The 20,205-nt window shown below is 69.7% G+C and carries 21 protein-coding genes; 14 read left to right on the top strand and 7 right to left on the bottom strand.

The annotated features are described in order from the left end of the window. Positions 1-10 precede the first annotated feature (10 nt). The 8 genes from G3N62_RS11260 (at position 11) to G3N62_RS11225 (ending at position 8,375) form a co-directional block, all read left to right on the top strand. Positions 11-895, top strand: a complete 885-nt coding sequence (locus tag G3N62_RS11260; protein WP_034192097.1) for a glycosyltransferase family 2 protein — start codon at positions 11-13, stop codon at positions 893-895. 70 nt (positions 896-965) lie between these two features. Beyond that, the gene (locus G3N62_RS11255) at positions 966-1,901 is read left to right on the top strand and encodes a dihydrodipicolinate synthase family protein (RefSeq protein ID WP_124669454.1); all 936 of its coding nucleotides are present in this window, start codon (positions 966-968) and stop codon (positions 1,899-1,901) included. Between the two features lie 41 nt (positions 1,902-1,942). Beyond that, positions 1,943-3,121, top strand: a complete 1,179-nt coding sequence (gene rhmD, locus G3N62_RS11250; protein ID WP_034192099.1) for an L-rhamnonate dehydratase — start codon at positions 1,943-1,945, stop codon at positions 3,119-3,121. Positions 3,122-3,130: 9 nt separating this feature from the next. Next, entirely contained in the window at positions 3,131-3,916 is a 786-nt protein-coding gene (locus tag G3N62_RS11245) for an SDR family NAD(P)-dependent oxidoreductase (RefSeq protein ID WP_049032030.1), read from the top strand. A gap of 11 nt (positions 3,917-3,927) precedes the next feature. Next, positions 3,928-4,242, top strand: a complete 315-nt coding sequence (gene rhaM / locus G3N62_RS11240; protein ID WP_049032029.1) for an L-rhamnose mutarotase — start codon at positions 3,928-3,930, stop codon at positions 4,240-4,242. A 15-nt stretch (positions 4,243-4,257) separates the two neighbouring features. After that, entirely contained in the window at positions 4,258-5,151 is an 894-nt protein-coding gene (locus tag G3N62_RS11235) for an amidohydrolase family protein (protein WP_124669455.1), read from the top strand. 111 nt (positions 5,152-5,262) lie between these two features. Beyond that, positions 5,263-6,996 carry an ABC transporter permease subunit gene (locus tag G3N62_RS11230; RefSeq protein WP_124669456.1) on the top strand — a complete coding sequence of 578 codons (1,734 nt, stop codon included), beginning with the start codon at positions 5,263-5,265 and terminating at the stop codon, positions 6,994-6,996. Between the two features lie 119 nt (positions 6,997-7,115). Next, positions 7,116-8,375: a nitrate/sulfonate/bicarbonate ABC transporter ATP-binding protein gene (locus tag G3N62_RS11225; protein ID WP_051701132.1), complete on the top strand. Its 1,260-nt coding sequence runs from the start codon at positions 7,116-7,118 to the stop codon at positions 8,373-8,375. Positions 8,376-8,430: 55 nt separating this feature from the next. On the opposite strand, the gene G3N62_RS11220 is transcribed toward G3N62_RS11225, so the two are convergent. Then, entirely contained in the window at positions 8,431-9,951 is a 1,521-nt protein-coding gene (locus G3N62_RS11220) for a bifunctional aminoglycoside phosphotransferase/ATP-binding protein (protein ID WP_241013066.1), read from the bottom strand. Positions 9,952-10,350: 399 nt separating this feature from the next. Here G3N62_RS11220 and G3N62_RS11215 point away from each other — a divergent pair, with 399 nt between their 5' ends. From G3N62_RS11215 to G3N62_RS11200, 4 genes are all read left to right on the top strand, one after another. Further along, positions 10,351-10,791 (top strand): hypothetical protein, encoded by a 441-nt coding sequence (locus G3N62_RS11215; protein ID WP_034192174.1) that lies wholly within the window; start codon positions 10,351-10,353, stop codon positions 10,789-10,791. 222 nt (positions 10,792-11,013) lie between these two features. Beyond that, positions 11,014-11,487 carry a universal stress protein gene (locus G3N62_RS11210; protein WP_124669458.1) on the top strand — a complete coding sequence of 158 codons (474 nt, stop codon included), beginning with the start codon at positions 11,014-11,016 and terminating at the stop codon, positions 11,485-11,487. A gap of 41 nt (positions 11,488-11,528) precedes the next feature. Further along, entirely contained in the window at positions 11,529-11,804 is a 276-nt protein-coding gene (locus tag G3N62_RS11205; RefSeq protein ID WP_034192175.1) for a DUF1488 domain-containing protein, read from the top strand. Positions 11,805-11,982: 178 nt separating this feature from the next. Then, positions 11,983-12,417 (top strand): Hsp20/alpha crystallin family protein, encoded by a 435-nt coding sequence (locus G3N62_RS11200; protein ID WP_049030574.1) that lies wholly within the window; start codon positions 11,983-11,985, stop codon positions 12,415-12,417. Between the two features lie 104 nt (positions 12,418-12,521). On the opposite strand, the gene G3N62_RS11195 is transcribed toward G3N62_RS11200, so the two are convergent. Further along, positions 12,522-13,187 carry a nitroreductase family protein gene (locus G3N62_RS11195; protein ID WP_034192106.1) on the bottom strand — a complete coding sequence of 222 codons (666 nt, stop codon included), beginning with the start codon at positions 13,185-13,187 and terminating at the stop codon, positions 12,522-12,524. Positions 13,188-13,417: 230 nt separating this feature from the next. On the opposite strand from G3N62_RS11195, the gene G3N62_RS11190 reads away from it, so the two are divergent. Beyond that, positions 13,418-14,068, top strand: coding sequence for a BON domain-containing protein (locus tag G3N62_RS11190; RefSeq protein WP_034192176.1), 651 nt, complete (start codon positions 13,418-13,420; stop codon positions 14,066-14,068). A gap of 258 nt (positions 14,069-14,326) precedes the next feature. Here the strand turns inward: G3N62_RS11190 and G3N62_RS11185 are convergent, their stop codons facing one another. From G3N62_RS11185 to G3N62_RS11165, 5 genes are all read right to left on the bottom strand, one after another. Beyond that, positions 14,327-16,060, bottom strand: coding sequence for a SulP family inorganic anion transporter (locus tag G3N62_RS11185; RefSeq protein ID WP_185733051.1), 1,734 nt, complete (start codon positions 16,058-16,060; stop codon positions 14,327-14,329). 197 nt (positions 16,061-16,257) lie between these two features. Further along, entirely contained in the window at positions 16,258-16,449 is a 192-nt protein-coding gene (locus tag G3N62_RS11180) for a hypothetical protein (RefSeq protein WP_226193873.1), read from the bottom strand. A gap of 173 nt (positions 16,450-16,622) precedes the next feature. After that, positions 16,623-17,651, bottom strand: coding sequence for an LOG family protein (locus tag G3N62_RS11175; RefSeq protein WP_124669460.1), 1,029 nt, complete (start codon positions 17,649-17,651; stop codon positions 16,623-16,625). A gap of 22 nt (positions 17,652-17,673) precedes the next feature. Further along, complete coding sequence (locus G3N62_RS11170) at positions 17,674-18,009, bottom strand: c-type cytochrome (RefSeq protein WP_034192110.1); 336 nt, start codon at positions 18,007-18,009, stop codon at positions 17,674-17,676. 19 nt (positions 18,010-18,028) lie between these two features. Next, positions 18,029-19,036, bottom strand: coding sequence for a nitroreductase family protein (locus tag G3N62_RS11165; RefSeq protein ID WP_034192111.1), 1,008 nt, complete (start codon positions 19,034-19,036; stop codon positions 18,029-18,031). Between the two features lie 173 nt (positions 19,037-19,209). Here G3N62_RS11165 and G3N62_RS11160 point away from each other — a divergent pair, with 173 nt between their 5' ends. Next, complete coding sequence (locus G3N62_RS11160; protein WP_059560953.1) at positions 19,210-20,199, top strand: zinc-dependent alcohol dehydrogenase family protein; 990 nt, start codon at positions 19,210-19,212, stop codon at positions 20,197-20,199. The last annotated feature ends 6 nt before the right edge of the window (positions 20,200-20,205 follow it).

The raw sequence follows: 20,205 nt of genomic DNA, 5'->3' as shown, positions 1-20,205 counted from the left end.
AGGTGCCGTCATGAAACATGGCACGCTGGTCACGTTGTACAAGCCGTCCGCGGCGCAGATCGATCATTTGCTGGGCTTGCCCGCGTACAGTCCGGCCGTCGTTGCCGTCGACAACTCGCCGGTCGTCGATCGCGAACTGCACGCGCGGCTCGCCGCGCACGGCGTCGACGTGGTTGCGAACCACAACCGGGGCGGGATCGCCGGCGCGTTCAACGCCGGCGTGGAGTTTCTGATCCGCCGCGGTTGCGACGTCTTCTTCATCTTCGACCAGGATTCGACCGTGCCCGCCGACTATTTCGAGCGGATGCTCGCGGGGTGCGCGACGATCGGGGATACGCGCTTTCTGGTCGGGCCGCGGATCTTCAACCGCAACTTCCGGCGCAACCTGCCGCTCTTCACCGTGGGCCGCTGGTCCGCGCGGATCACGCCGATCGGCGACGGCGCGCACGGCTTGCTGCCGTGCTCGGTGATCATCTCGTCCGGCACCGCGATTTCGCTCGACGCCTATCGCGCCCTCGGGCGGTTTCGCGAGGATTTCTTCATCGACCATGTCGATGCCGAGTACTGCATGCGTGCGCAGGCGAACGGCGTACCGGTGCGCGTGAACGCGGACGTGTCGCTGCCGCACGAACTCGGCAGTCCGTCGGCCCGGCAGCACTGGCCGCGCGTCGAGATCTTCGACCAGAGCGCACTGCGCCATTACTACGCGGCCCGCAATTGCATCCTGGTCGCCCGCGACTACTGGCGCCGCTATCCGGCCATGCTGCTGATCAACCTGATCACGCTGAAGCACGTGGCGTTCATCCTGCTGCATGCGCGCGACAAGCGAACCAAGCTGCACGCGATTCTGTGCGGCGTGACGGACGGGCTGCGCGGCCGGTACGGCAGGGTCTGAGCCAACGTATGACGACGTGCGAAATATCGTTTCATCATTTATGTAATCCTAAATAATAGAGGCGGACAAGATGATTCACGACACGCAGGCCACTCGCCGCTATACGGGCGCGTTTTCCGTCGCGCCGACCATTTTCACCGAATCGGGCGAACTGGACCTGGAAGGGCAGATGCGTTGCGTCGACTTCATCATCGACGCGGGCGCCGACGGGCTGTGCATCCTCGCGAACTACTCGGAGCAGTTCTCGCTGTCCGACGACGAACGCGAGCGGCTCACCGGGATGATCTTCGAGCACGTCGCGGGGCGGGTGCCCGTGATCGTGACCACGACCCACTTCAATCCGGTGATCTGCGCGGCACGCAGCCGGCGCGCACAGGTGGCCGGTGCGGCGATGGTGATGATCATGCCGCCGTATCACGGCGCGACGATCCGCTGCGGCGAGGCGGCGATCGGCGCGTTCTTCTCGGAGGTTTCCGACGCGATCGACATTCCGATCATGTACCAGGACGCGCCGATGAGCGGCACGCAGGTATCGGCGGCGTTCCTCGCGCGGCTCGCGCGCACGATTCCGAACCTGCGCTATTTCAAGATCGAGGTGCCGCAGTCGGCGGCGAAGCTGCGCGAGCTGATCGCGCTCGGCGGCGACGCGATCGAGGGGCCGTGGGACGGCGAGGAGGCGATCACGCTGCTCGCCGATCTCGACGCGGGCGCGACCGGCAGCATCCTCGGCGGCGGGTATCCGGACGGCCTGCAGCCGATACTGGCCGCCTATCGCGCCGGCCGTCGCGACGAGGCGGTGGCCGGCTACGAGAAGTGGCTGCCGCTCATCAACTATGAAAACCGCCAGGCCGGGCTGCTCGCCTGCAAGGCGCTGATGAAGGCGGGCGGCGTGATCGCGTCGGACGCGCCGCGGCGCCCGCTGGTGCCGCTGCACCCGCAGACGCGCGCGGGCCTCGTGGAGATCGCGCGGCGGCTCGACGCGTGCGTGCTGCGCTGGGCGCGCTGAAGCGCCTGCCTGTTTCCTTTTCCCCTGCGAGGAATGTCCCGATGAGCATGCCCACGATACGACACATCCGCGCGCTGACGGTGCGCGGCGGCGGCGCCGACTACCACGACCAGGGCGCGGACCACTGGATCGACGATCACATCGCGACGCCGATGGCGCGTTACCCCGAATACCGGCAGAGCCGGCAGTCGTTCGGCATCAACGTGCTCGGCACGCTCGTGATCGAGATCGAGGCGAGCGACGGCACGGTCGGTTTCGCGGTGACGACGGGGGGCGAGATCGGCGCGTTCATCGTCGAGCGCCATCTGGCGCGTTTCATCGAAGGTCAGCGCGTGACCGACATCGAGAAGATGTGGGATCAGATGTTCCACGCGACGCTCTATTACGGACGCAAGGGCGTGGTGCTGAACGCGATCTCCGGCGTCGACCTCGCGTTGTGGGACTTGCTCGGCAAGGTGCGCGGCGAGCCGGTGCACCAGTTGCTCGGCGGCAAGGTGCGCGACGAACTGCAGTTCTACGCGACCGGCGCGCGGCCGGACCTCGCGAAGGAGATGGGGTTCATCGGCGGCAAGCTGCCGCTGCATCATGGTCCGGCGGAGGGCGACGACGGCTTGCGCCGCAACCTCGATGAACTGGCCACGATGCGCGAGCGCGTCGGCGCCGATTTCTGGTTGATGCTCGACTGCTGGATGAGCCTCGACGTGCGCTACGCAACCCGGCTCGCGCACGAGGCGCACGCCTACGGGCTCAAGTGGATCGAGGAGTGCCTGCCGCCCGACGACTACTGGGGTTATGCGCAATTGCGCCGCGCGGCGCCGCCCGATCTGCTAGTGACGACGGGCGAGCACGAGGCGACGCGCTGGGGCTTCCGCATGTTGCTCGAGATGGGCTGCTGCGACATCATCCAGCCCGACGTCGGCTGGTGCGGCGGAATGACGGAACTCGTCCGCATTTCGGCCCTCGCCGACGCGCATGGCGTGCTGGTGGTGCCGCACGGCTCGTCGGTCTATAGCTATCACTTCGTGACGACGCGGCACAACAGCCCGTTCGCGGAATTCCTGATGATGGCGCCGCAGGCGGATCGCGTCGTGCCGATGTTCGATCCGCTGCTGCTCGACGAACCGGTGCCGAGCGGCGGACGGATGAAGGTGCCGGACACGCCCGGGTTCGGTGTGCGGCTCAATCCGGCCGTGCGCACCGAACGGCCCTACACGCACTGAGCCGCCGCGATGAAACTGCTCGAGAACAAGGTGGTCGTCGTCACCGGCGGCTCGCGCGGCATCGGCCGGGCGATCGCGCTTGCATGCGCGCGGCATGGCGCCGACGTCGTCGTCAATTACTGGGCCAACCCGCTGCTGCCGGCGCAGTCGGATCACGCGCTCGACGCGCTGATCGACGAGATCGGGGCGACCGGCCGGCGCGCGCTCGCGGTGCCGGGCGACATCGCGCGGCCGGACACCGCGGACGAACTGGTCGAGCGGGCCGTCGATGCGTTCGGCCGGATCGACGTGCTGGCGAGCAATGCGGGGATCTGCCCGTTCCACGCGTTCCTCGACCTGCCCGCCGACCTGCTGCGACGCACGATGGAGGTCAACCTGCACGGCGCGTTCCACGTGACCCAGGCGGTCGCGCGCCAAATGGCCAGGCAAGGCGACGGCGGCGCGATCGTCGCGACCAGTTCGATCAGCGCGCTGGTCGGCGGCGGCATGCAGACGCACTACACGCCGACGAAGGCCGGCGTGCATGCGCTGATGCAGTCGTGCGCGGTCGCGCTCGGCCCGCACCGGATCCGCTGCAATTCCGTGCTGCCGGGCACGATCCGCACCGAGATCAACGAAGCGGATCTCGCGGCGCCCGGCAAGGCCGAGTACTTCGAGCAGCGGATTCCGCTCGGCCGCCTCGGCGAGCCCGACGACGTCGCGGACTGCGTGGTGTTCCTCGCGTCGGACCTGGCACGCTACGTCAACGGCGCGGCGCTGCTCGTCGACGGCGGCCTGTACGTGAACCTGCAATGAAGGGAGCGGACATGGAGACGATCGCGTTCAGGATGCGGCTGCATCGCGGGCGCAAGGACGAGTATCGGCGGCGCCACGACGCGATCTGGCCGGCGCTCGCCGACGCGCTGCGCGCGGCCGGCATCGCGGACTACTGGATTTTCCTCGACGACGAAACGGATTGCCTGTTCGCCGTCCTGAAACGCCCGGCCGGGCACCGGATGGCCGAGCTCGCGCAGGCCGACGTGATGCGCCGGTGGTGGGCTTACATGGCCGACCTGATGGCGACGGACGAGGACGGGCGGCCGCTCGAAAAACCGCTGGAACCGATGTTCCATCTCGCGTGACCGTCAGGAGGCGTAATGCAGGTCGTCGATCCACATGTGCATTTCTGGGATGCCGATGCGTTGAGCTACGGCTGGCTCGACCGCGTGCAGCCGGCGTTCTCCGGGCCGGTGGCCGCGCTGCCGCGCGCCTATGGCCCGGCCGACCTGCGCGCGGACGCGGGCGAGATCGATGTCCTGAAAGTCGTGCACGTCGAGGCGATCCATGACGCGTGGACCACGCCGAGCGAGGTCGAATGGCTGCAGGCGCTCGCGGATGCGCCGGCGAGCGGCGGCATGCCCGAGGGCATCGTCGCGGGCGTCGACCTGTCGCGTGCCGACGCGCCCGCGCGGCTCGAGGCGGCCGCCGCCTGCGCGAACGTGCGCGGTATTCGTCAGGTGCTGAACCGTCACGCGAACCCCTGGTACAACTACGTCGACCGGGACTATCTCGACGATCCCGGCTGGCGCGCGCATTTCGGGTGGCTCGCCCGGCTCGGGCTGTCGTTCGACCTGCAGCTCTATCCGTCCCAGGTCGAGGCCGCGCTGGCCCTGGTCGACGCGCATCCGGACACGGTCTTCATCGTCAATCACGCGGGCATGTTCGTCGACCGCGACAGCGTGCACGGCTATCGCGCGTGGCGTACCGGGCTGCACGGGCTCGCCCGCCGCGAGAACGTCGTGCTCAAGCTGAGCGGGCTTGCGATGTTCGATCACCGGTGGACGGTCGAGAGCTTCCGGCCCTATGTGCTCGAGGGCATCGACGCGTTCGGCGCCGCGCGATGCATGTTCGCGTCGAATTTTCCGATCGACCGGCTGCATGCCGGCTATCCGGCGCTCTGGCGAGCGTATGCGGACATCGTCGCCGGCGCGAGCGATGCGGAACGGCATGCGCTGTTCATCGACAACGCGGAACGGATCTATCGCCTCTGACCACTCGCCGCATGCATGGCGCCGCCCGTTGCGGCGCGCTTGACGCAAGTCAAGCCCGCCGGCCGCCCCGCCCGCGAAGATGAACCGCCATCATCGGCGGGGAGGGGCGTCGTGGAGCACCATGCGGAGGGGTTGCGGGGCGGGCGCTGGTCGCTGCCGGCGCCGGGCTGGCGGGATCTCGCCGCGATGCTGATCGTCGTCGGGTTCCTGTTGCTGGCCGGCCTCTCGGCGCACCAGATGGCCGGCCCGCTGGCGGTGGCGCCTCCCCCGGCCATTTCGCTGTCGCCCGCGGCGCTGCCCGGCTACGCGCTGCGCACCGTCGCGCGCATGTTCGCGGCACTGCTCGCGTCGATCGTCTTCACGTTCGTCTATGCGACCGCCGCGGCGCGCAGCCGCCGCGCCGAGCGCGTGCTGATCCCGCTGCTCGACGTGCTGCAGTCGGTGCCGATCCTCGGCTACCTGTCGTTTACCGTGCCGTTCTTCCTGGCGCTGTTTCCGGGGCGAATGCTCGGCGCCGAGTGCGCGGCGATCTTCGCGATCTTCACCAGCCAGGCGTGGAACATGACGTTCAGCTTCTACCAGGCGTTGCGCACCGTGCCGCTCGATCTCGACGAGGCCAGCCGCAGCTTCCGGCTGTCGGCATGGCAGCGCTTCTGGCGCCTCGACGTGCCGTTCGCGATGCCGGGGCTCGTCTGGAACGCGATGATGTCGATGTCGGGCGGCTGGTTTTTCGTGGTCGCGGCCGAGGCGATCGCGGTCGGCAGCCGGCGCGTCGACCTGCCGGGCGTCGGCGCCTTCGTCGCGCAGGCGATCGCGAATCGCGACCTCGCGGCCGTGGGCTGGGCGATCGTCGCGATGAGCGTCACGATCGCCCTGTACGACCAGTTGTTGTTCAGGCCGCTGGTCGCGTGGTCGGAGCGGTTCCGTTATGGCGATGCGTCGCCCACGGTCGCGTCGCGCAGCTGGATGCTCGACCTGTTCCACCGATCGCCATGGATCGCCCGTGGAGTCGGCCCGGTCCGGGCGGTGTTGCGCCGGGTGGCGCGCGCGCGGCTGCGCGGGTTCGTGCCGGCATGGCGCGCCCGGATCGCGCTGCCGCGCCACGCGGGCGACGTGCTCGGGTTTGCACTGTGCGGGGCGGGATGCGTGTATGCGGCGGTCGAACTGTACCGGCACGGACGTGCGACGCTCACGTGGACGGACCTGCGTGTCGTCGCGAGCGAAGGCGCGCTGACGTTCGTGCGCGTGACCGTGCTGGTCACGATCGCGTCGGCGATCTGGGTGCCGGCCGGCATCGCGATCGGTCTGCGGCCGCGCGTGGCCGCCCGCATCCAGCCGGTCACGCAGTTCCTCGCCGCGTTTCCGGCCAACCTGCTGTTTCCGGTCGCGGTGTTCGCGATCGTGCACCTGCGGCTCGAACCCCGCATCTGGCTGTGCCCGCTGATGATATTGGGCGCGCAATGGTATGTCCTGTTCAACGTGATCGCCGGGGCGAACGCGTTCCCGGCCGACCTGCGCGAAGCGGCCGCGTGCTTTCGGGTACGGCCGGCGACCTGGTGGCGACACGTGATGCTGCCCGGCGTCCTGCCGTACTTCGTGACGGGCGCGATTACCGCGTCGGGCGGCGCATGGAACGCGAGCATCGTCGCCGAGGCCGTGAGTTGGGGCAGCACGCGCCTGGATGCCGGCGGACTCGGCGCCTATATCGCGCGGATGACCGACGCCGGCGACTATCCGCGTATCGCGCTCGGCGTCGCCGCGATGTCGCTGCTCGTGATCGCGACCAACCGGCTCGTGTGGCGCCCGATGGTCGCGTTCGCGGAACGCCGCACGCGGCTCGATTGAGCCCTCAACCGATCCTTTACGCACGGGAGACGCGGGTGCCGAACCTCAGCGAAGACACCGAACGCAACGTCACGCACGTGGCGGCGCCGCCGCCCGACCCGGCGGCGGTCGTGCTCGAGATGCGGGCCGTATCCCGATCGTTCACGGAGCCGTCCGGCGAGCCGCGGCACGTGCTGGCCGATATCGACCTCGCGCTGCACACGGGCGAGATCCTGGGGCTGCTGGGCCGCTCCGGTTCGGGCAAATCCACGCTGCTGAGGATCGCCGGCGGGCTCGTCAAACCCTCGTCCGGGACGGTGACGTATCGCGGTGCGCCGCTCGCCGGTCCGACCGACGGCATCGCGGTGGTATTCCAGACCTTCGCGCTGTATCCGTGGCTGACCGTCATCGAAAACGTCGAGCTCGGCCTCGACGCGCTGGGTCTTGCGCCGGGCGATGCCCGCGCCCGCGCGGCCGCCGCGATCGAGCTGATCGGGCTCGACGGGTTCGAATCGGCGTTTCCCCGCGAACTGTCGGGCGGCATGCGTCAGCGGGTCGGTTTCGCCCGCGCGCTCGTCAGCGAACCCGTGCTGCTGTTGATGGACGAACCGTTCTCCGCGCTCGACGTGCTGACCGCCGAAACGCTGCGCACCGACTTTCTCGACCTGTGGGATGCGCACCAGCTGTCGACGCGGTCGGTGCTGATGGTGACGCACAACATCGAGGAAGCCGTGCTCATGTGCGATCGCATCCTGGTGCTCGGCGGCGGCCCGGCGCACGTCGAGGCGACGCTGAACGTGCCGCTGCCGCGCCCGCGCAGCCGGCACGATCCGGCCGTGCAGGCGATCGTCGGCAAGATCTATGCGGCGCTGACGGCACGCATCGCCGATGCGACGGCCGACCGCGCAGCGACGGGCGGTGCGCTGGCCATGAAACTGCCTAACGTGTCGAGTCACCACCTCGCCGGATTCGTCGAGACGCTCGCGGCCGCGCCGTACGACGGGCATGCGGAACTCGGCACGATTGCAGCGGCGCTCGCGCTCCGGGTCGATGCGCTCCATTCGACGGCGGCCGCGCTCCATCTGCTCGCGTTCGCCGAATGGCGCGACCGGACCATCCGGCTGAGCGCCGCGGGCCAGGTGTTCGCGCAAAGCGACGACGACGCGCGGCGGCGCCTGTTTCGCGAGCACGTCGTCCGGTTCGTGCCGCTCGCCGAGCATATCGACGAAGTGCTCGGCGAACGCGAGGGGCGTCGCGCGCCGCGCGAGCGTTTCGAACTCGAACTGGAGGATCGTCTCGATCCGCGCAGCGCGGACCAGGCGCTGCGGGTCGTGACCGACTGGGGCCGTTACGCGGGACTGTTCGACTACGACGACCACACCCGCACGTTCGGCCGCTGACCGTCACGGCGATGGGGCGGCCCGGCCGTGTGCCGGCGGGATTCGCCCCGCGCGCCTACGCGCGCAGTGCGGCGAGCAGCGGCGACCAGAACGCGCGGCTGCCATATGCGGCGGCGTCGCGGTCGGTATCGAAGCGGACGGCGATCGCCGCTTCGGCTTCGGTCAGCGGATCGGCCTGCTCGATCTGCCGGGCCAGCACGGCGGTGTCGGCATCGGAGGCATCGCGTCCGCGTGCCGCCCGGGCAGCGACACGCGCGGCAAGCGTTGCCGGGCTCGCGGTGAAATCCAGTATCGCGACGCGCACGCCGAGCCGTGCGGCGAGCGCGATGAACGCTGCCCGGTGGCACCCGCGCAGGAACGTGGCGTCGACGATCGCCGTGTAGCCGCTGTCGAGCACTACGCGAGCTGTCGAAAGCAGTCCGTCGTAGATCTCGTCGATCGCCGTGTCCGAATACGCATTCGAGGGCAGGCGGGTGCCGGCCGAGGCGCCGGCCACGCGCTTGCGTGTGTCGTCGCTGGACAACCGGATCGCGCCGAGCCGCTCGGCCAGTGCGCGGCTGGCCAGCGATTTGCCCGAGCCGGACAGCCCGTGACACAGGAGCAAAACCGGTTGCGCATCGCGTCGTGCGTCGGCCATCGCCGACGCCGTGCGCAGATAGCGCTCGCGCGCCGCTTCGTCGCCGCGCAGCCGGGCGGTCAGCGCGCGCACCAGCGCACGGTAGACGAAGTAGCACGGCAGCACGCCCAGTGCCGCGGGGTCGCCCGTGCGTGCCAGCCAGCCGGAAAGGAGGCGCCGGGCGCAATCCTCGCGTCCGTGGGCGGAGAAATCCATCAGCGCGAACGCGAGATCGCTCGCCACGTCGATCCAGCGCAGCGCGTCGTCGAATTCGATGCAGTCGAACATCAGGATCCGGTTCCGCCAGCGCACGATGTTGTCGAGATGCAGATCCCCGTGGCACGCGCGCACGAAACCGCGCGATTGCCGAGCGGCGAGCAGCGGCGCGATGCGGATCAGCTCGGCGTCGTACCAGACGCGCAGCGCGGCTTCGTCCGGCACCGTGACATCGAGCGTGTCGAGCAAGGGGCGGCACTGGGCCGCGACGCCGGCGGCGCTACCGGGATGGCCGCGCGGCGCACGGCGCGGCGCATGCAGATGGTGGCGGGCCAGCGTATCGGCGAGGGCGTCCGCATCCGCGAGACCGTCGTCGTGCGATGCGCTGCGAGCCGACAACATCGCGTGCGCGTCGAAACGGCGCATGCGCACCACGTACTCGCCCGGCACCGTCCGCTGCCGGCGCCCGCCGGTCGGCACCGGTGCCCCGAACGCGCAGCGCCGGCCGTGCGCGAGGAGCGGCCAGACGCCCAGGTACAACGGGCCGGCAAACGGCCGGTTGAGCGTGCACTCCGCGAGCGCGCAGCGCCGCCGCCGCGCCGGCCGCACGAGATCCACGAAGGCGAAGCGCACCGGCTTGATGCGCTTGTACGCATAGCGCCCGGCCAGATAAACGACGGACAGATGGGTTTCGATCCGCTCGATCCGGCCCGCGGGGTGCGGATAGGTGGCAGGTCGGCGCATGGCGCGATCGAATTGCGTCGACTGTCGTCGCGTGTTTCCGCGACTCGGCACGAACGGGGGATGCGGCGCTCGGGACATGATGAACGAATGGGTTGTACGGGTGCGCCTGCGCGTTGCCGCACCCGGCGGGTTGGATTCGACCCGAGCCTGCGCGCTCCCGTCTGCCCGATGTCGCCGGACCGGCAGGCCGGGCATTGCCGACTCGATGAGCCGTATTGCAGCCGAGCGCGGCGCATTCCGGCTTGATGCGGGTCAAGCCGGAGGCGCGAAAGCGCGCTTGATGCAGGTCAACCGCGGCGGCCGACGCGGCGCATACAGTCGGCTGTGGCGCCTGCGTCAAGCGGCGCGCGACCATGTGCGGCATTCACGGCCTCATTCATGGCCCGAGAGGCATTGACGATGAAACGACGAGCGTTCGCGATGATCGTGCTGCTCGCGCTGGGCGCCTGCGCCGGCGCGGAGCGATCCGCGACATTCAGGACGATGGAAACACGACTGCTCGCGATGCGTCAGGCCGCATCGCTGCCGTGTTCGACACCGTCCGAATGCGACCGTGCGTGGAGCCGCACGCGGCGCTACGTCCAGGCGCATTCGTCGACCCGGATCACGCGATTCGGTGCGGACCGGATCGAGACGGCGCAACCGTATGCGGCGGGACAAGTCTATCTCTGGGCGTCGCGCGAGGAATCGGGCGGCGGCGGCGCGGTGATCCGGCTCAAGGCGATGTGCAAGGGCATGTACGACACCGACGGCGGCCCCGGCTGGCAATACGATGTGTGCGCGCGGAAGATCCTTGAAATCGAGCAGGGCTTCCGGCCTGACGAGAACCCGCCGAGCTAGCGTCGGATGCCGCCGATTCCGGGCCACGCGGTGCCGCGCCTCCCGGTCGGCCGGATGCCGGCCGCTCGGGCCCGCATGCCGCGGCTGCCGCCAGTCTCCGCGCGTGCCGGTTTCATCGCGGCTTCAAACCGTTGACCCCGGTCAACGCGTGCCGGCGGCGAGCGCCGATGATGGAAGCGAATCCGGACGCCGCTCGCGCGTCCGTTCCTCAGCGAGGCCCGCATGTACACGACGATCATGGTTGCGACGGATGGCAGTCCTACCGCTAATCAGGCGCTCGACGCAGGCCTGAGGATGGCCAAAGTATGCGGCGCCCGCCTGTTCGCCGTGTTCGTCGTCGACAAATCCGCGCTGCTCGCCTACCGCGGCCGCATCGAGCCGGAAGCCTTGCTCGACGAGATCCGGCGCCATGGCGCCGCGATCTTGCACGATGCCGACCGGGCGATCGCGCGCGCGGCCGTCAACGGCGAGACGGACCTCGTCGAGACCGATTTCGGTCAGGATGTCGCGGAGCGCCTGCAGCGCTACGTCGTCGATCATTCGATCGATCTGGCCGTGGTCGGCACGCATGGTCGACGCGGTGTCCGGCGGCTGGTGCTCGGCAGCGTCGCCGAGCGCTTCCTCCGCGCATCGCGTTGCCCGGTCCTGCTCGTGCGCGGCGAGGATGCCGCGCACGCGACGGTCGCGGCGGCCTAGTCCCGCCGTCGGCCCGTGCGTTACCCGCCCAGGTGATCATCATGCAGATCTCGTTTCCTTCCGAACATCCGACGTATTGCGACCTCGATTCCGCGCTGAGCTTTCCGGCGCTCGTCGAGGGCCGCCGCGTACGCTGCGCGATCACCGCGGCCGCGCTGGAAGATCATTTCCGCGCGGCATCCCCTCGCGAGCCGGACCTCGTCGATGCATTCGCACGCCATCGTCCCGCGATCGAGCGCGCCGCGCGCTGCCTGCTCGAGGAAATCGGCGGTCGGCCGATCCTGCTCCACAGCGGCCATTTCCGGTTCTGCACGTAATCGGCCGCCGCCCTTGACGCGCATCAAGCGCGTGCCGGGGCGCGGAGGTACGCTGGAATTCGAAAGATCATTCGTCCCACGCGCGGCATTGGGTGCCGCGCCATCCGGTCTTCATCGCGGCCGCTGCTGTCGGGACGAGCGCACCGGCTGCACGTCATCCCTATGAGGAGTGCGAATCATGAGCAACATGACGCGTTACGATCCGTTTTCGATCGAACCCGTGGCCGATCTGTTCCAGGGTCTGTTCAGGCCGCTGCGCGGCATGACGCTGGCCGACGAGCCCGATCTCGCATCGATGAAGATCGACGTCACGGAAAACGACAAGGCGTACACGGTGAACGCGGAGCTGCCCGGCGTCGCGAAGGACGACATCGACGTCCAGGTGACGGGCAACACCGTATCGATCCACGCGAAGATCGAGCGCAACAACGAGCAGAAGGACGGTGAGCGCGTGATCCGGCGCGAGCGCTACAGCGGTGCGATCAGCCGCTCGTTCTCGCTGTCCGGCGACATCGACGATGCGAACGCGAAGGCGACCTATCAGGATGGCGTGCTGTCGCTGACGCTGCCGAAGAAGGCGCCGGTCGGGCAGAAGAAACTCGCGATCAGCTGATCGGACGACGGGCAACGGGCGATGCGGGCACGCGTCGCCCATCGGGAGGATCCGGCGCGCGGAGCGATCCGCGCGCCGTCTTGCAGGCGCGGCCGCCGCCGTGCTCATGCATGCGAGGGCGCACTGCCGGTCCGATAGCCGACCGTCTGCGCGAGGATCGGCAACTCGTCCTCGTTCAGCCGCAGCGCGTCGGCGAGCGTGCGGTGATTGATCCAGCCGCGCACGACGGTGCCGAGGCCGGCCGCCGCGCAGTACAGCGAGACGTTCTGCGCGATGGCGCCGGCCGCGATTGCCGAGAACACGTCGCGTTGCTGGGGCGGCATGTCGAGTATCGCGGCCGTCCGGACGACGTAGACGAGATCCAGCGGCGCGCGGCCGACGAAGTCCTGATAGCCGGTCAGGTTGCGCGCATCGACGGCATGCTTGAGCACGAGCCGGTGCGCGGGCGCATCGTAACGATAGACGCCGCCAGGCAGCGCCACGTAGATGTCGATTTCGTTGAATGCGTGCGCGGACGGCGCGGTTCGGCCGCCGCTTGCCGGCCGGTTGATGCCGTCCGCCGCCCACAACAGCGTGCCGAGCGTCACCGGCGGGAGCGGCGCGGCGGCGAATTCGCGGGAACTCATGCGGGTCGCGAGCGCGGCCATCAGCGGCACGTCGTTGTCGAGCATCGGGCGCGGCAGGTCGATGATCTCCGGCGAGTCGCCCTCGGGCGACGCCGGCCGCGCGGCGGGCGCCGGCGAATAGGCCAACAGGTGCGGTGCGGTCATGCGAGTCTCCTTGAAGCGTGATTGCGCGTGCCTGGAACCTCGCGCATCGGCGATCTCACGATAAGGCGGCTGGGCCGTATCGGCTTGACTTCCGTCAAGCAGCGCACCGGCCGGCCACGACTTGCGGCGTGCGGCATCCGTTGACCTGCATCAGCGACCGGGCGCCGCGCGTGTGCAACGCTGACGACGTGCGGCGGACAGGCGCGCCGCGGCTCACAGGAGAGCAGACGATGAAAACCGACAAGCAGTTGAAGCAGGATGTCCAGGACGAACTGGAGTCCGACCCGTCGATCGATTCGACCCGCATCGGCGTCGAGGTGGCCGACCGGATCGTGACGCTTTCGGGTCATCCGCCGAGCTACGCGGAGAAGCTGGCGATCGAGCGTGCGGCGAACCGCGTGGGCGGCGTCAAGGCGCTCGTCGTCGACATGACCGTGCATCTGCCGGACGACGACGTGCGCACCGACGAGGACATCGCGAAAGCGGTGCGTTCGGTGCTGCACTGGACGGTCGGGCTGCACGACGACGCGGTCAAGGTGCAGGTCGAGCGCGGCTGGATCACGTTGTCGGGCAGGGTCGACTGGGCGTACCAGAGCCACCTGGCCGTGCGCGCGATCTCGCAGATGCGCAGCGTGACGGGCGTGACCGACCACATCGCGGTGCAGGGCACGGTCGGTTCGGACGACATCGGCGGCAACATCAAGCGCGCGATCATGCGTCACGCGGAACGTGAGGCGAAGCACATCGCGATCGACGTGCACGACGGTACCGTGCGGCTGTCCGGCAAGGTCGGCTCGTTTTCCGAACGCAAGGCCGTGCGGGGTGCCGCGTGGTCCGCGCGCGGCGTGCGTGCCGTCGTCGACGACCTGGTGGTCGAGTAAGTCCGGCAGGCGGACGGGCGGTCCACGGCGATCCGGCAGGGTCGCCGGATGACGCTTTCAGGTGCACTTCACGAAACGGGTGGAGCGGTTGCGATCGAGACGGTCGCGGCCGCAACGGGCGGCTTCCGCTGCCGGCCCCACGTCACGCTCGAATCACCGGACGGTATCCGCGGGCGGACGTTCGAGCACGGCGGGACGCACGGGATCGAGCGCGAAGCTGCGACGGATTCGCTGCGCGCCCGGGTCGTCCGCGCCCGACTATTGCGTTTGCCGCGTCTTGCGCGAGACGCGCCGGTGCCGCGCGCGCTTTCTCCGGCAGGCACGCACATGTCGTTCCGGCTGCCGGACATGACGGGCGACCGCATCGGTCACGGTCGGAAAGAAGCTGGCCGCGCCGAATGCGTCGAACAGGCCGTAGGCGCGCAGGCGATCCTTCACCGGCCCCTTCATTTCCGCGAAATTCATCGCGATGCCGCGCTCCCCGAGTTCCTCGCGCAGCGCGACGAGCCGGTCCGCGGCGCTGACGTCGATGTCGGTGACGGGCTCGGCGGCGATCACGATTCGCGTGACCGGGCCGGCCGCTCGTGCGATCGCGGCATCCAGATGCTCGCAGAAGATCTCGACGTTCGCATAGAAGAGCGGCGCATCCCAGCGAAACAGCACGAGCCCCGGCGTTTGAACGGCGTCGGGATGCCGCGCGACGTCGTGATAGCCGCGCACGCCGGTCAGCCGGCCCAGCACCGCGTCGTACGGGTGCCAGGCCCGCCAGACGAACGACAGCAGCGACAGTGCACTGGCGAGCAGGATGCCTGGCACGACGCCCATGCCGATCACGCCGGCGAAGCACAGCATCGAGATCAGGCATTCTCCGCGGCGCATCCGGTACAGCCGGACGACGCCGCGGACGTCGGCGATGCCGAACGCCGCGTAGATCACGACCGCGGCCAGCGCGGTGCGCGGGACGAACGTCAGCAGCATCGGCGCGGCAACGAGCAGTATCGCGATGCACGCGGCGGCGACGACGTTCGTGACCTGGCTTTGCGCGCCCGCGGCGATCGCGACCGGCGTGCGGGACGCGCTGCTGCTGACCGCGCAGCCCTGCGTCACGCCGGCCAGCAGATTGACCGCGCCCAGTGCGATCAGCTCTTGGTTGCGGTCCGGCGCATCGCCCGCCCGTACGGACAGCGCGCGCGACAGCATGCTGATGTCGGCGAACGACACCAGCGCGACGGCGATCGCGCCGGACGCGAGTGCGCCCACGTCGGCCAGCGAGACGGCCGGCAGGTGCGGGGCGGGCAGGCCGGCCGGCAACGCGCCGACCGTCGCGACGCCGTGCAACGGCGGCAGGCGAGCGACGAGCGTTGCCGCCAGCACGGCGACCAATATGCCGGGCCCGCGCGGCGTCACGCGTTTGATCAGGAAAATGGCTGCCAGCACCGCGGCGCCGAGCAGGCCGGCGGCGAGGGAAAAACGGCCGTCGGCGAAGGCGTGCGCGATGCGCGGCAAGCTGGACAACACGTCGCTGCCCGACACGGGCATGCCGAACAATTCGGGCAACCGCCCGACGACGAGCGCGATCGCGATGCCGTTCAGGTAACCGTACTGGATCGGGCGCGACAGCAGGTCGGTGACGAAACCGAGACCGAGCGCACCGAACAGGATGCAGATCGCGCCCGCCGACAGCGCCAGCGCGCCCGACAGCGCGATCGCGCGCTGCGGATCATGGGCGGCGAGCGGGGCGATGGCACCCGCGATCAGCGCCGCCAGCGCGGAATCGGGGCCGAGAACGAGGATCCGGCTCGGGCCGAGTAGCGCATAGGCGAGCAATGCGGCGATCGATGCATGGAGGCCCGTGATGGCGGGTAGCCCGGCTGCCTGCGCGTAGCTCATGCCGACCGGCACCAGGATGGCCGAAAGCGCAATTCCCGCGTACAGGTCGCGCGCGAGCCACGCGCGCCGATAGTGCGCGAGCAGCGCCACGCCCGGAAGCATGCGGGCGACCCTTCCGGAAAACGGGCGGTTCACCGCGGCTTTATCGGGACAAGGTCGGGGCGCAAGGGTTGCCGTGCCCCGACAGGCAGCCGTTCATTGAAAGGTGGCCGCTCCCGAACGGACGCGCGACACCGCGCGGCGACAGCGGCCGTCGCAGCGGCGACGGCTGCCGATGCCCGCCGCCGCGATGCCGGGCATCACGCCGCCTTGAGCGCGGCAAGCTGCAGCGCCTGGGCGAAGCGGGCCAGCGTGGCGATCGATCCCGTCACGCTTTCGTACCGCTCGCGCCCGATCTGTCCGTCGAGTATTACCAGCATGCCGGCGTCCCGGGCGAGGGCGACGAGTGCCAGCGTGTCGAGCGCTGCCGTGTCGGACGCGGCAACCCGCATCCCCGAATCGGAACGATAGTCGGCGTTTGACATGACGTCTCTCCTGGTGGTTGCGCGATCGGCGTGCCGGTCGGCCGGTACCCGTGATTTCAGTATCGTTGCTGCGCGCCCGCGGTTCAATCAGCCTGCCCCGAAGTCGCGGTAGGAATCGCGCCCGTTCCGTCGGCCGATTCCTACACGGCACGTGGCGTCGAAGCCGCGTTGCAGCGTGCCGGCGCGCGTTCGCGCCGCCGCGCATACCAGCTGCCTATCGCTTGCCAGATCGCCGCGGCGGATTCGCAATACGTGAACAGTTCCAGGTCGCGGCGGTCGATCATCCCTTCGTCGGCAAGAAACGCCAGGTCGATCGCGCGGCGCCAGTACGCCTCGCCGACGAGGATGACCGGCAGCGGCGCGATCTTTCGGGTCTGCAGCAAGGTCAGCACCTCGAACAGCTCGTCGAAGGTGCCGTAGCCGCCGGGGAAGAAGACGGCCGCTTTCGCGCGCTCGAGCAGGTGCAGCTTGCGGATCGCAAAATAGTGGAACCGGAAGCCGAGCGCCGGCGTGATGTACGGATTGGGCGCCTGTTCGCGCGGCAGCTCGATATTGAAGCCGATGCTCGGCGCGCCGCGTTCGTAGGCGCCGCGGTTGGCGGCCTCCATGATGCCGGGACCGCCGCCCGTAACGATGGCGAGGCGCGCGGTGCGCGTGCAGCGGTCGGCATGCGCGACGATGCGCCCGAATTCGCGCGCGACGCGGTAATACACGCTGTATTCGACGAGCCGGCTGGCGATCGTGACGGCGCGCCGCCGGCCCGCGTCGTACGGACGCTCCGCGAGCAGGCGATTCGCTTCGTCCAGCCGCGCCTTCGCGACCGACGGCGCGACGATGCGCGTGCTGCCGTAGATCACGACCGCATGGCCGATCCGCTCGTTCTGCAGCCGCTCCTCGGCTTTCCAGTAATCGAATTGCAGCCGGATGCCGCGCATGCCGGCACCCTGCAGAAGGGTCGCGTCTTCCTCGGCCGGCGGCCGGTTCAGGGAATGGGCGCCGCGCCGCGGCCGGCGCGGGGTGCGCCCGCCGGCGGCCTTGCCGACGACGGCCTCGGGCTTCGCGCGCGGCCGTTTGGCGCGGGCCTTCGCGAGCGTCGCGGCGGATGCGGGGCGGCGGCGTGCGCGGTCTCTCGCCATGCCGGCGGGCGCGCGTTTCACGAGGGTCGACATGAACGGAAGTGCCGCGCGCCGATCACTGGCTCAACACCCATTGCACGAGCTGATGCGCGTCGTCGGGAGACAGCGGCCCGCCGCGATCGACGGCGGACGGCATCGGCGTGTCGCCCCAATGCGCACGGCCGCCGACGCGCAGCTTGCGTTCCAGTTCCGCGGCGGCGTGCGGATCGCCGCGGTAGCGCTCGGCGATCTCGTGAAACGACGGCCCGAGGAACGTCATGTCGAGCGTATGGCAGAACATGCAGTGCTGGGCATTGACGAGTTCGGTCGGCTCGGGCACGGTCGTCTGCGCGGCGGCCGCGCCGGCCGCGACGGCGATCACGCAGAGGGCGGCGCAACGCATGACGTTCATGTTCGGTTCCTCGTCGAGGTCAGGTGAAGGAGATCACGTCGTCGAGCGGGCGACGCGGCGAATGCGGCGTATGCGGACCGCGCCCGACGCGCAGCAGCAACTGCGGCTCGCCGCGCAGCCCGAGCATGTGGCGCAGGTGGGCACGCAGGCCGGCCGTCTCGATCGGCTGGTTCAGGTACGACGCGGTATAACCCGCGCGCGTCGCGACGAGCAGGATGCGCTCGAGCGCCTGGCCGGCGGCGAGCCACGCTTCGCGATCGTCGCGCACGGTCGCGATGCACACGATCAGCGGCGACGCACCGACGAGCTGGTGATGCAGCGCGGCGAGCCCGTTGCCGAGATCGAAGGTCCGTACCGCCATCGTCACGACGGGCGCGGCGAAGTCCAGCAACGACGGCACGCCGGCCGCGAAGGCCGGCATGCCGTCGACGTGCCGGCGCGGATCGATCCAGCTCGCCAGCTCGCGGCGAAAGCGCGGGTCCGCGAACTGCTGACGGTCGGCCTCGGCCACCAGCTCGGCGACGCGCGCGCGATGCGCGATCGAGTCGACGCACGCGACGTCGGCACCTTCCGCGACGCCCGCCGCGATCAGCGCCTGCTGGATCTCGTCCGGCACGGCCGTCGATTCGAACGGCGCGCGCGTGGTGACGCGCTCCGGAATCGCATCGAACAGCGCGCCGAGCGACGCATCGGAATAACCGTCGTCGCAGACCCGGACGAGTGCCAGGAGATCGGGATCGACTTCGGACGGAAACGTGCGGATCGTATGGGCGAGCCCGGCGTGATTGAGCGCGACTCGCAGGTTGAGCAACGCCGCGCCGCAGCTCATGATCAGCTCGCGATCGAACGGATCGACCACCGGCAGCGCGCGGACGCGGTCGGCGCAGACCGACATCGTGGTGCCGTTGACCAGGAAGCGCCACGGCTGGGAATTATGGCTGGACGGCGCCAGCACCGCGTAGCCCAGCAGCTCCCTCAGTTGCTGGTCGGGATGGGCGCTTGCGGCAAGCGGGGGAACGGATATCATCGATCATCTCCTGGTTGCCGCGCGGGCGGCGTCATGCCACTTCATCGTGTCAGCAACCGACCGGCGGCCGTTGACCCACGTCAAGCCCCCGTCATCGGGCGAGCCGCGCGCGTTGCGGTGCGGCTACGCTTGGAATGCGAAACGCGCGAGACCGATCGCGCAGGGAGGGGAGCATGCTCGCGATGATGTTTGACGGCACGACGCCGCACTTGCGCGAAGCGCGCGTGCCGGATCCGTCGCCCGCGCCGGGCCAGCTGCTGATCGACGTGCACGCATGCGGCGTGTGCCGGACGGATCTTCACGTCGTCGACGGCGAGCTCGCGCATCCGAAGCTGCCGCTGATTCCGGGGCACGAAATCGTCGGAACGGTGCGCGCGATGGGTGCGGGCGTGACGGGCTTCGCGGTGGGCGACCGCGTGGGTGTTCCGTGGCTCGGCTCGACGTGCGGACATTGCGCGTATTGCACGTCCGGCCGCGAGAACCTGTGCGACACCGCCGGATTCACCGGCTACACGATCGACGGCGGCTACGCCGAGCGTGCGGCCGCCGATCACCGGTATTGCGTGCATCTGCCGCGGCGCTATGCCGACCTGGAAGCCGCGCCGCTCCTGTGCGCGGGCCTGATCGGCTACCGAACCTTGCGCATGGCGGGCGACGCGCGCCGCATCGGCATCTATGGCTTCGGTGCGGCGGCGCATCTCGTCGCGCAGGTCGCGCATGGCGAAGGACGCGAGGTGTTCGCGCTGACGAAGCCCGGCGACACGGACGCGCAGCAGCTCGCGCTGTCGCTGGGCGCAGCATGGGCCGCCGGCAGCGACGAAACGCCGCCGGAGCCGCTCGATGCGGCGCTGATCTTCGCGCCGGTGGGCGCGCTGGTGCCGGCCGCGCTGCGCGCGGTCGACAAAGGCGGGATCGTCGTGTGCGGCGGCATTCACATGAGCGACATCCCGGCCTTTCCGTACGCGTGGCTGTGGGGCGAACGCCGCATCGCGTCGGTGGCCAACCTGACCCGTGCGGACGCAGTCGAATTCATGCGGGTCGCCGCCGCGATGCCGCTGCGGGTCGAGGCAGTGCGCTACGCGCTGACCGACGCGAACCGCGCACTCGACGACCTGCGCGGCGGACGCGTATCGGGCGCCGCCGTGCTGGGCATGCGCGGCTGATCCGCC

Source organism: Burkholderia sp. Tr-20355 (assembly GCF_017104685.1).
Lineage (GTDB): Bacteria > Pseudomonadota > Gammaproteobacteria > Burkholderiales > Burkholderiaceae > Burkholderia > Burkholderia seminalis.
This window is presented reverse-complemented; position numbering and strand designations above follow the sequence as displayed.

Excerpts from the sequence above, each read along its gene's own strand:
- G3N62_RS11260 (WP_034192097.1), top strand. The coding sequence starts at position 11 with ATGAAACATGGCACGCTGGTCACGTTGTACAAGCCGTCCGCGGCGCAG.
- G3N62_RS11255 (WP_124669454.1), top strand. The coding sequence starts at position 966 with ATGATTCACGACACGCAGGCCACTCGCCGCTATACGGGCGCGTTTTCC.
- rhmD (WP_034192099.1), top strand. The coding sequence starts at position 1,943 with ATGAGCATGCCCACGATACGACACATCCGCGCGCTGACGGTGCGCGGC.
- G3N62_RS11245 (WP_049032030.1), top strand. The coding sequence starts at position 3,131 with ATGAAACTGCTCGAGAACAAGGTGGTCGTCGTCACCGGCGGCTCGCGC.
- rhaM (WP_049032029.1), top strand. The coding sequence starts at position 3,928 with ATGGAGACGATCGCGTTCAGGATGCGGCTGCATCGCGGGCGCAAGGAC.
- G3N62_RS11235 (WP_124669455.1), top strand. The coding sequence starts at position 4,258 with ATGCAGGTCGTCGATCCACATGTGCATTTCTGGGATGCCGATGCGTTG.
- G3N62_RS11225 (WP_051701132.1), top strand. The coding sequence starts at position 7,116 with ATGCGGGCCGTATCCCGATCGTTCACGGAGCCGTCCGGCGAGCCGCGG.
- G3N62_RS11220 (WP_241013066.1), bottom strand. The coding sequence starts at position 9,951 with ATGCGCCGACCTGCCACCTATCCGCACCCCGCGGGCCGGATCGAGCGG.
- G3N62_RS11215 (WP_034192174.1), top strand. The coding sequence starts at position 10,351 with ATGAAACGACGAGCGTTCGCGATGATCGTGCTGCTCGCGCTGGGCGCC.
- G3N62_RS11210 (WP_124669458.1), top strand. The coding sequence starts at position 11,014 with ATGTACACGACGATCATGGTTGCGACGGATGGCAGTCCTACCGCTAAT.
- G3N62_RS11205 (WP_034192175.1), top strand. The coding sequence starts at position 11,529 with ATGCAGATCTCGTTTCCTTCCGAACATCCGACGTATTGCGACCTCGAT.
- G3N62_RS11200 (WP_049030574.1), top strand. The coding sequence starts at position 11,983 with ATGAGCAACATGACGCGTTACGATCCGTTTTCGATCGAACCCGTGGCC.
- G3N62_RS11195 (WP_034192106.1), bottom strand. The coding sequence starts at position 13,187 with ATGACCGCACCGCACCTGTTGGCCTATTCGCCGGCGCCCGCCGCGCGG.
- G3N62_RS11190 (WP_034192176.1), top strand. The coding sequence starts at position 13,418 with ATGAAAACCGACAAGCAGTTGAAGCAGGATGTCCAGGACGAACTGGAG.
- G3N62_RS11185 (WP_185733051.1), bottom strand. The coding sequence starts at position 16,060 with ATGCTTCCGGGCGTGGCGCTGCTCGCGCACTATCGGCGCGCGTGGCTC.
- G3N62_RS11180 (WP_226193873.1), bottom strand. The coding sequence starts at position 16,449 with ATGCGGGTTGCCGCGTCCGACACGGCAGCGCTCGACACGCTGGCACTC.
- G3N62_RS11175 (WP_124669460.1), bottom strand. The coding sequence starts at position 17,651 with ATGTCGACCCTCGTGAAACGCGCGCCCGCCGGCATGGCGAGAGACCGC.
- G3N62_RS11170 (WP_034192110.1), bottom strand. The coding sequence starts at position 18,009 with ATGAACGTCATGCGTTGCGCCGCCCTCTGCGTGATCGCCGTCGCGGCC.
- G3N62_RS11165 (WP_034192111.1), bottom strand. The coding sequence starts at position 19,036 with ATGATATCCGTTCCCCCGCTTGCCGCAAGCGCCCATCCCGACCAGCAA.
- G3N62_RS11160 (WP_059560953.1), top strand. The coding sequence starts at position 19,210 with ATGCTCGCGATGATGTTTGACGGCACGACGCCGCACTTGCGCGAAGCG.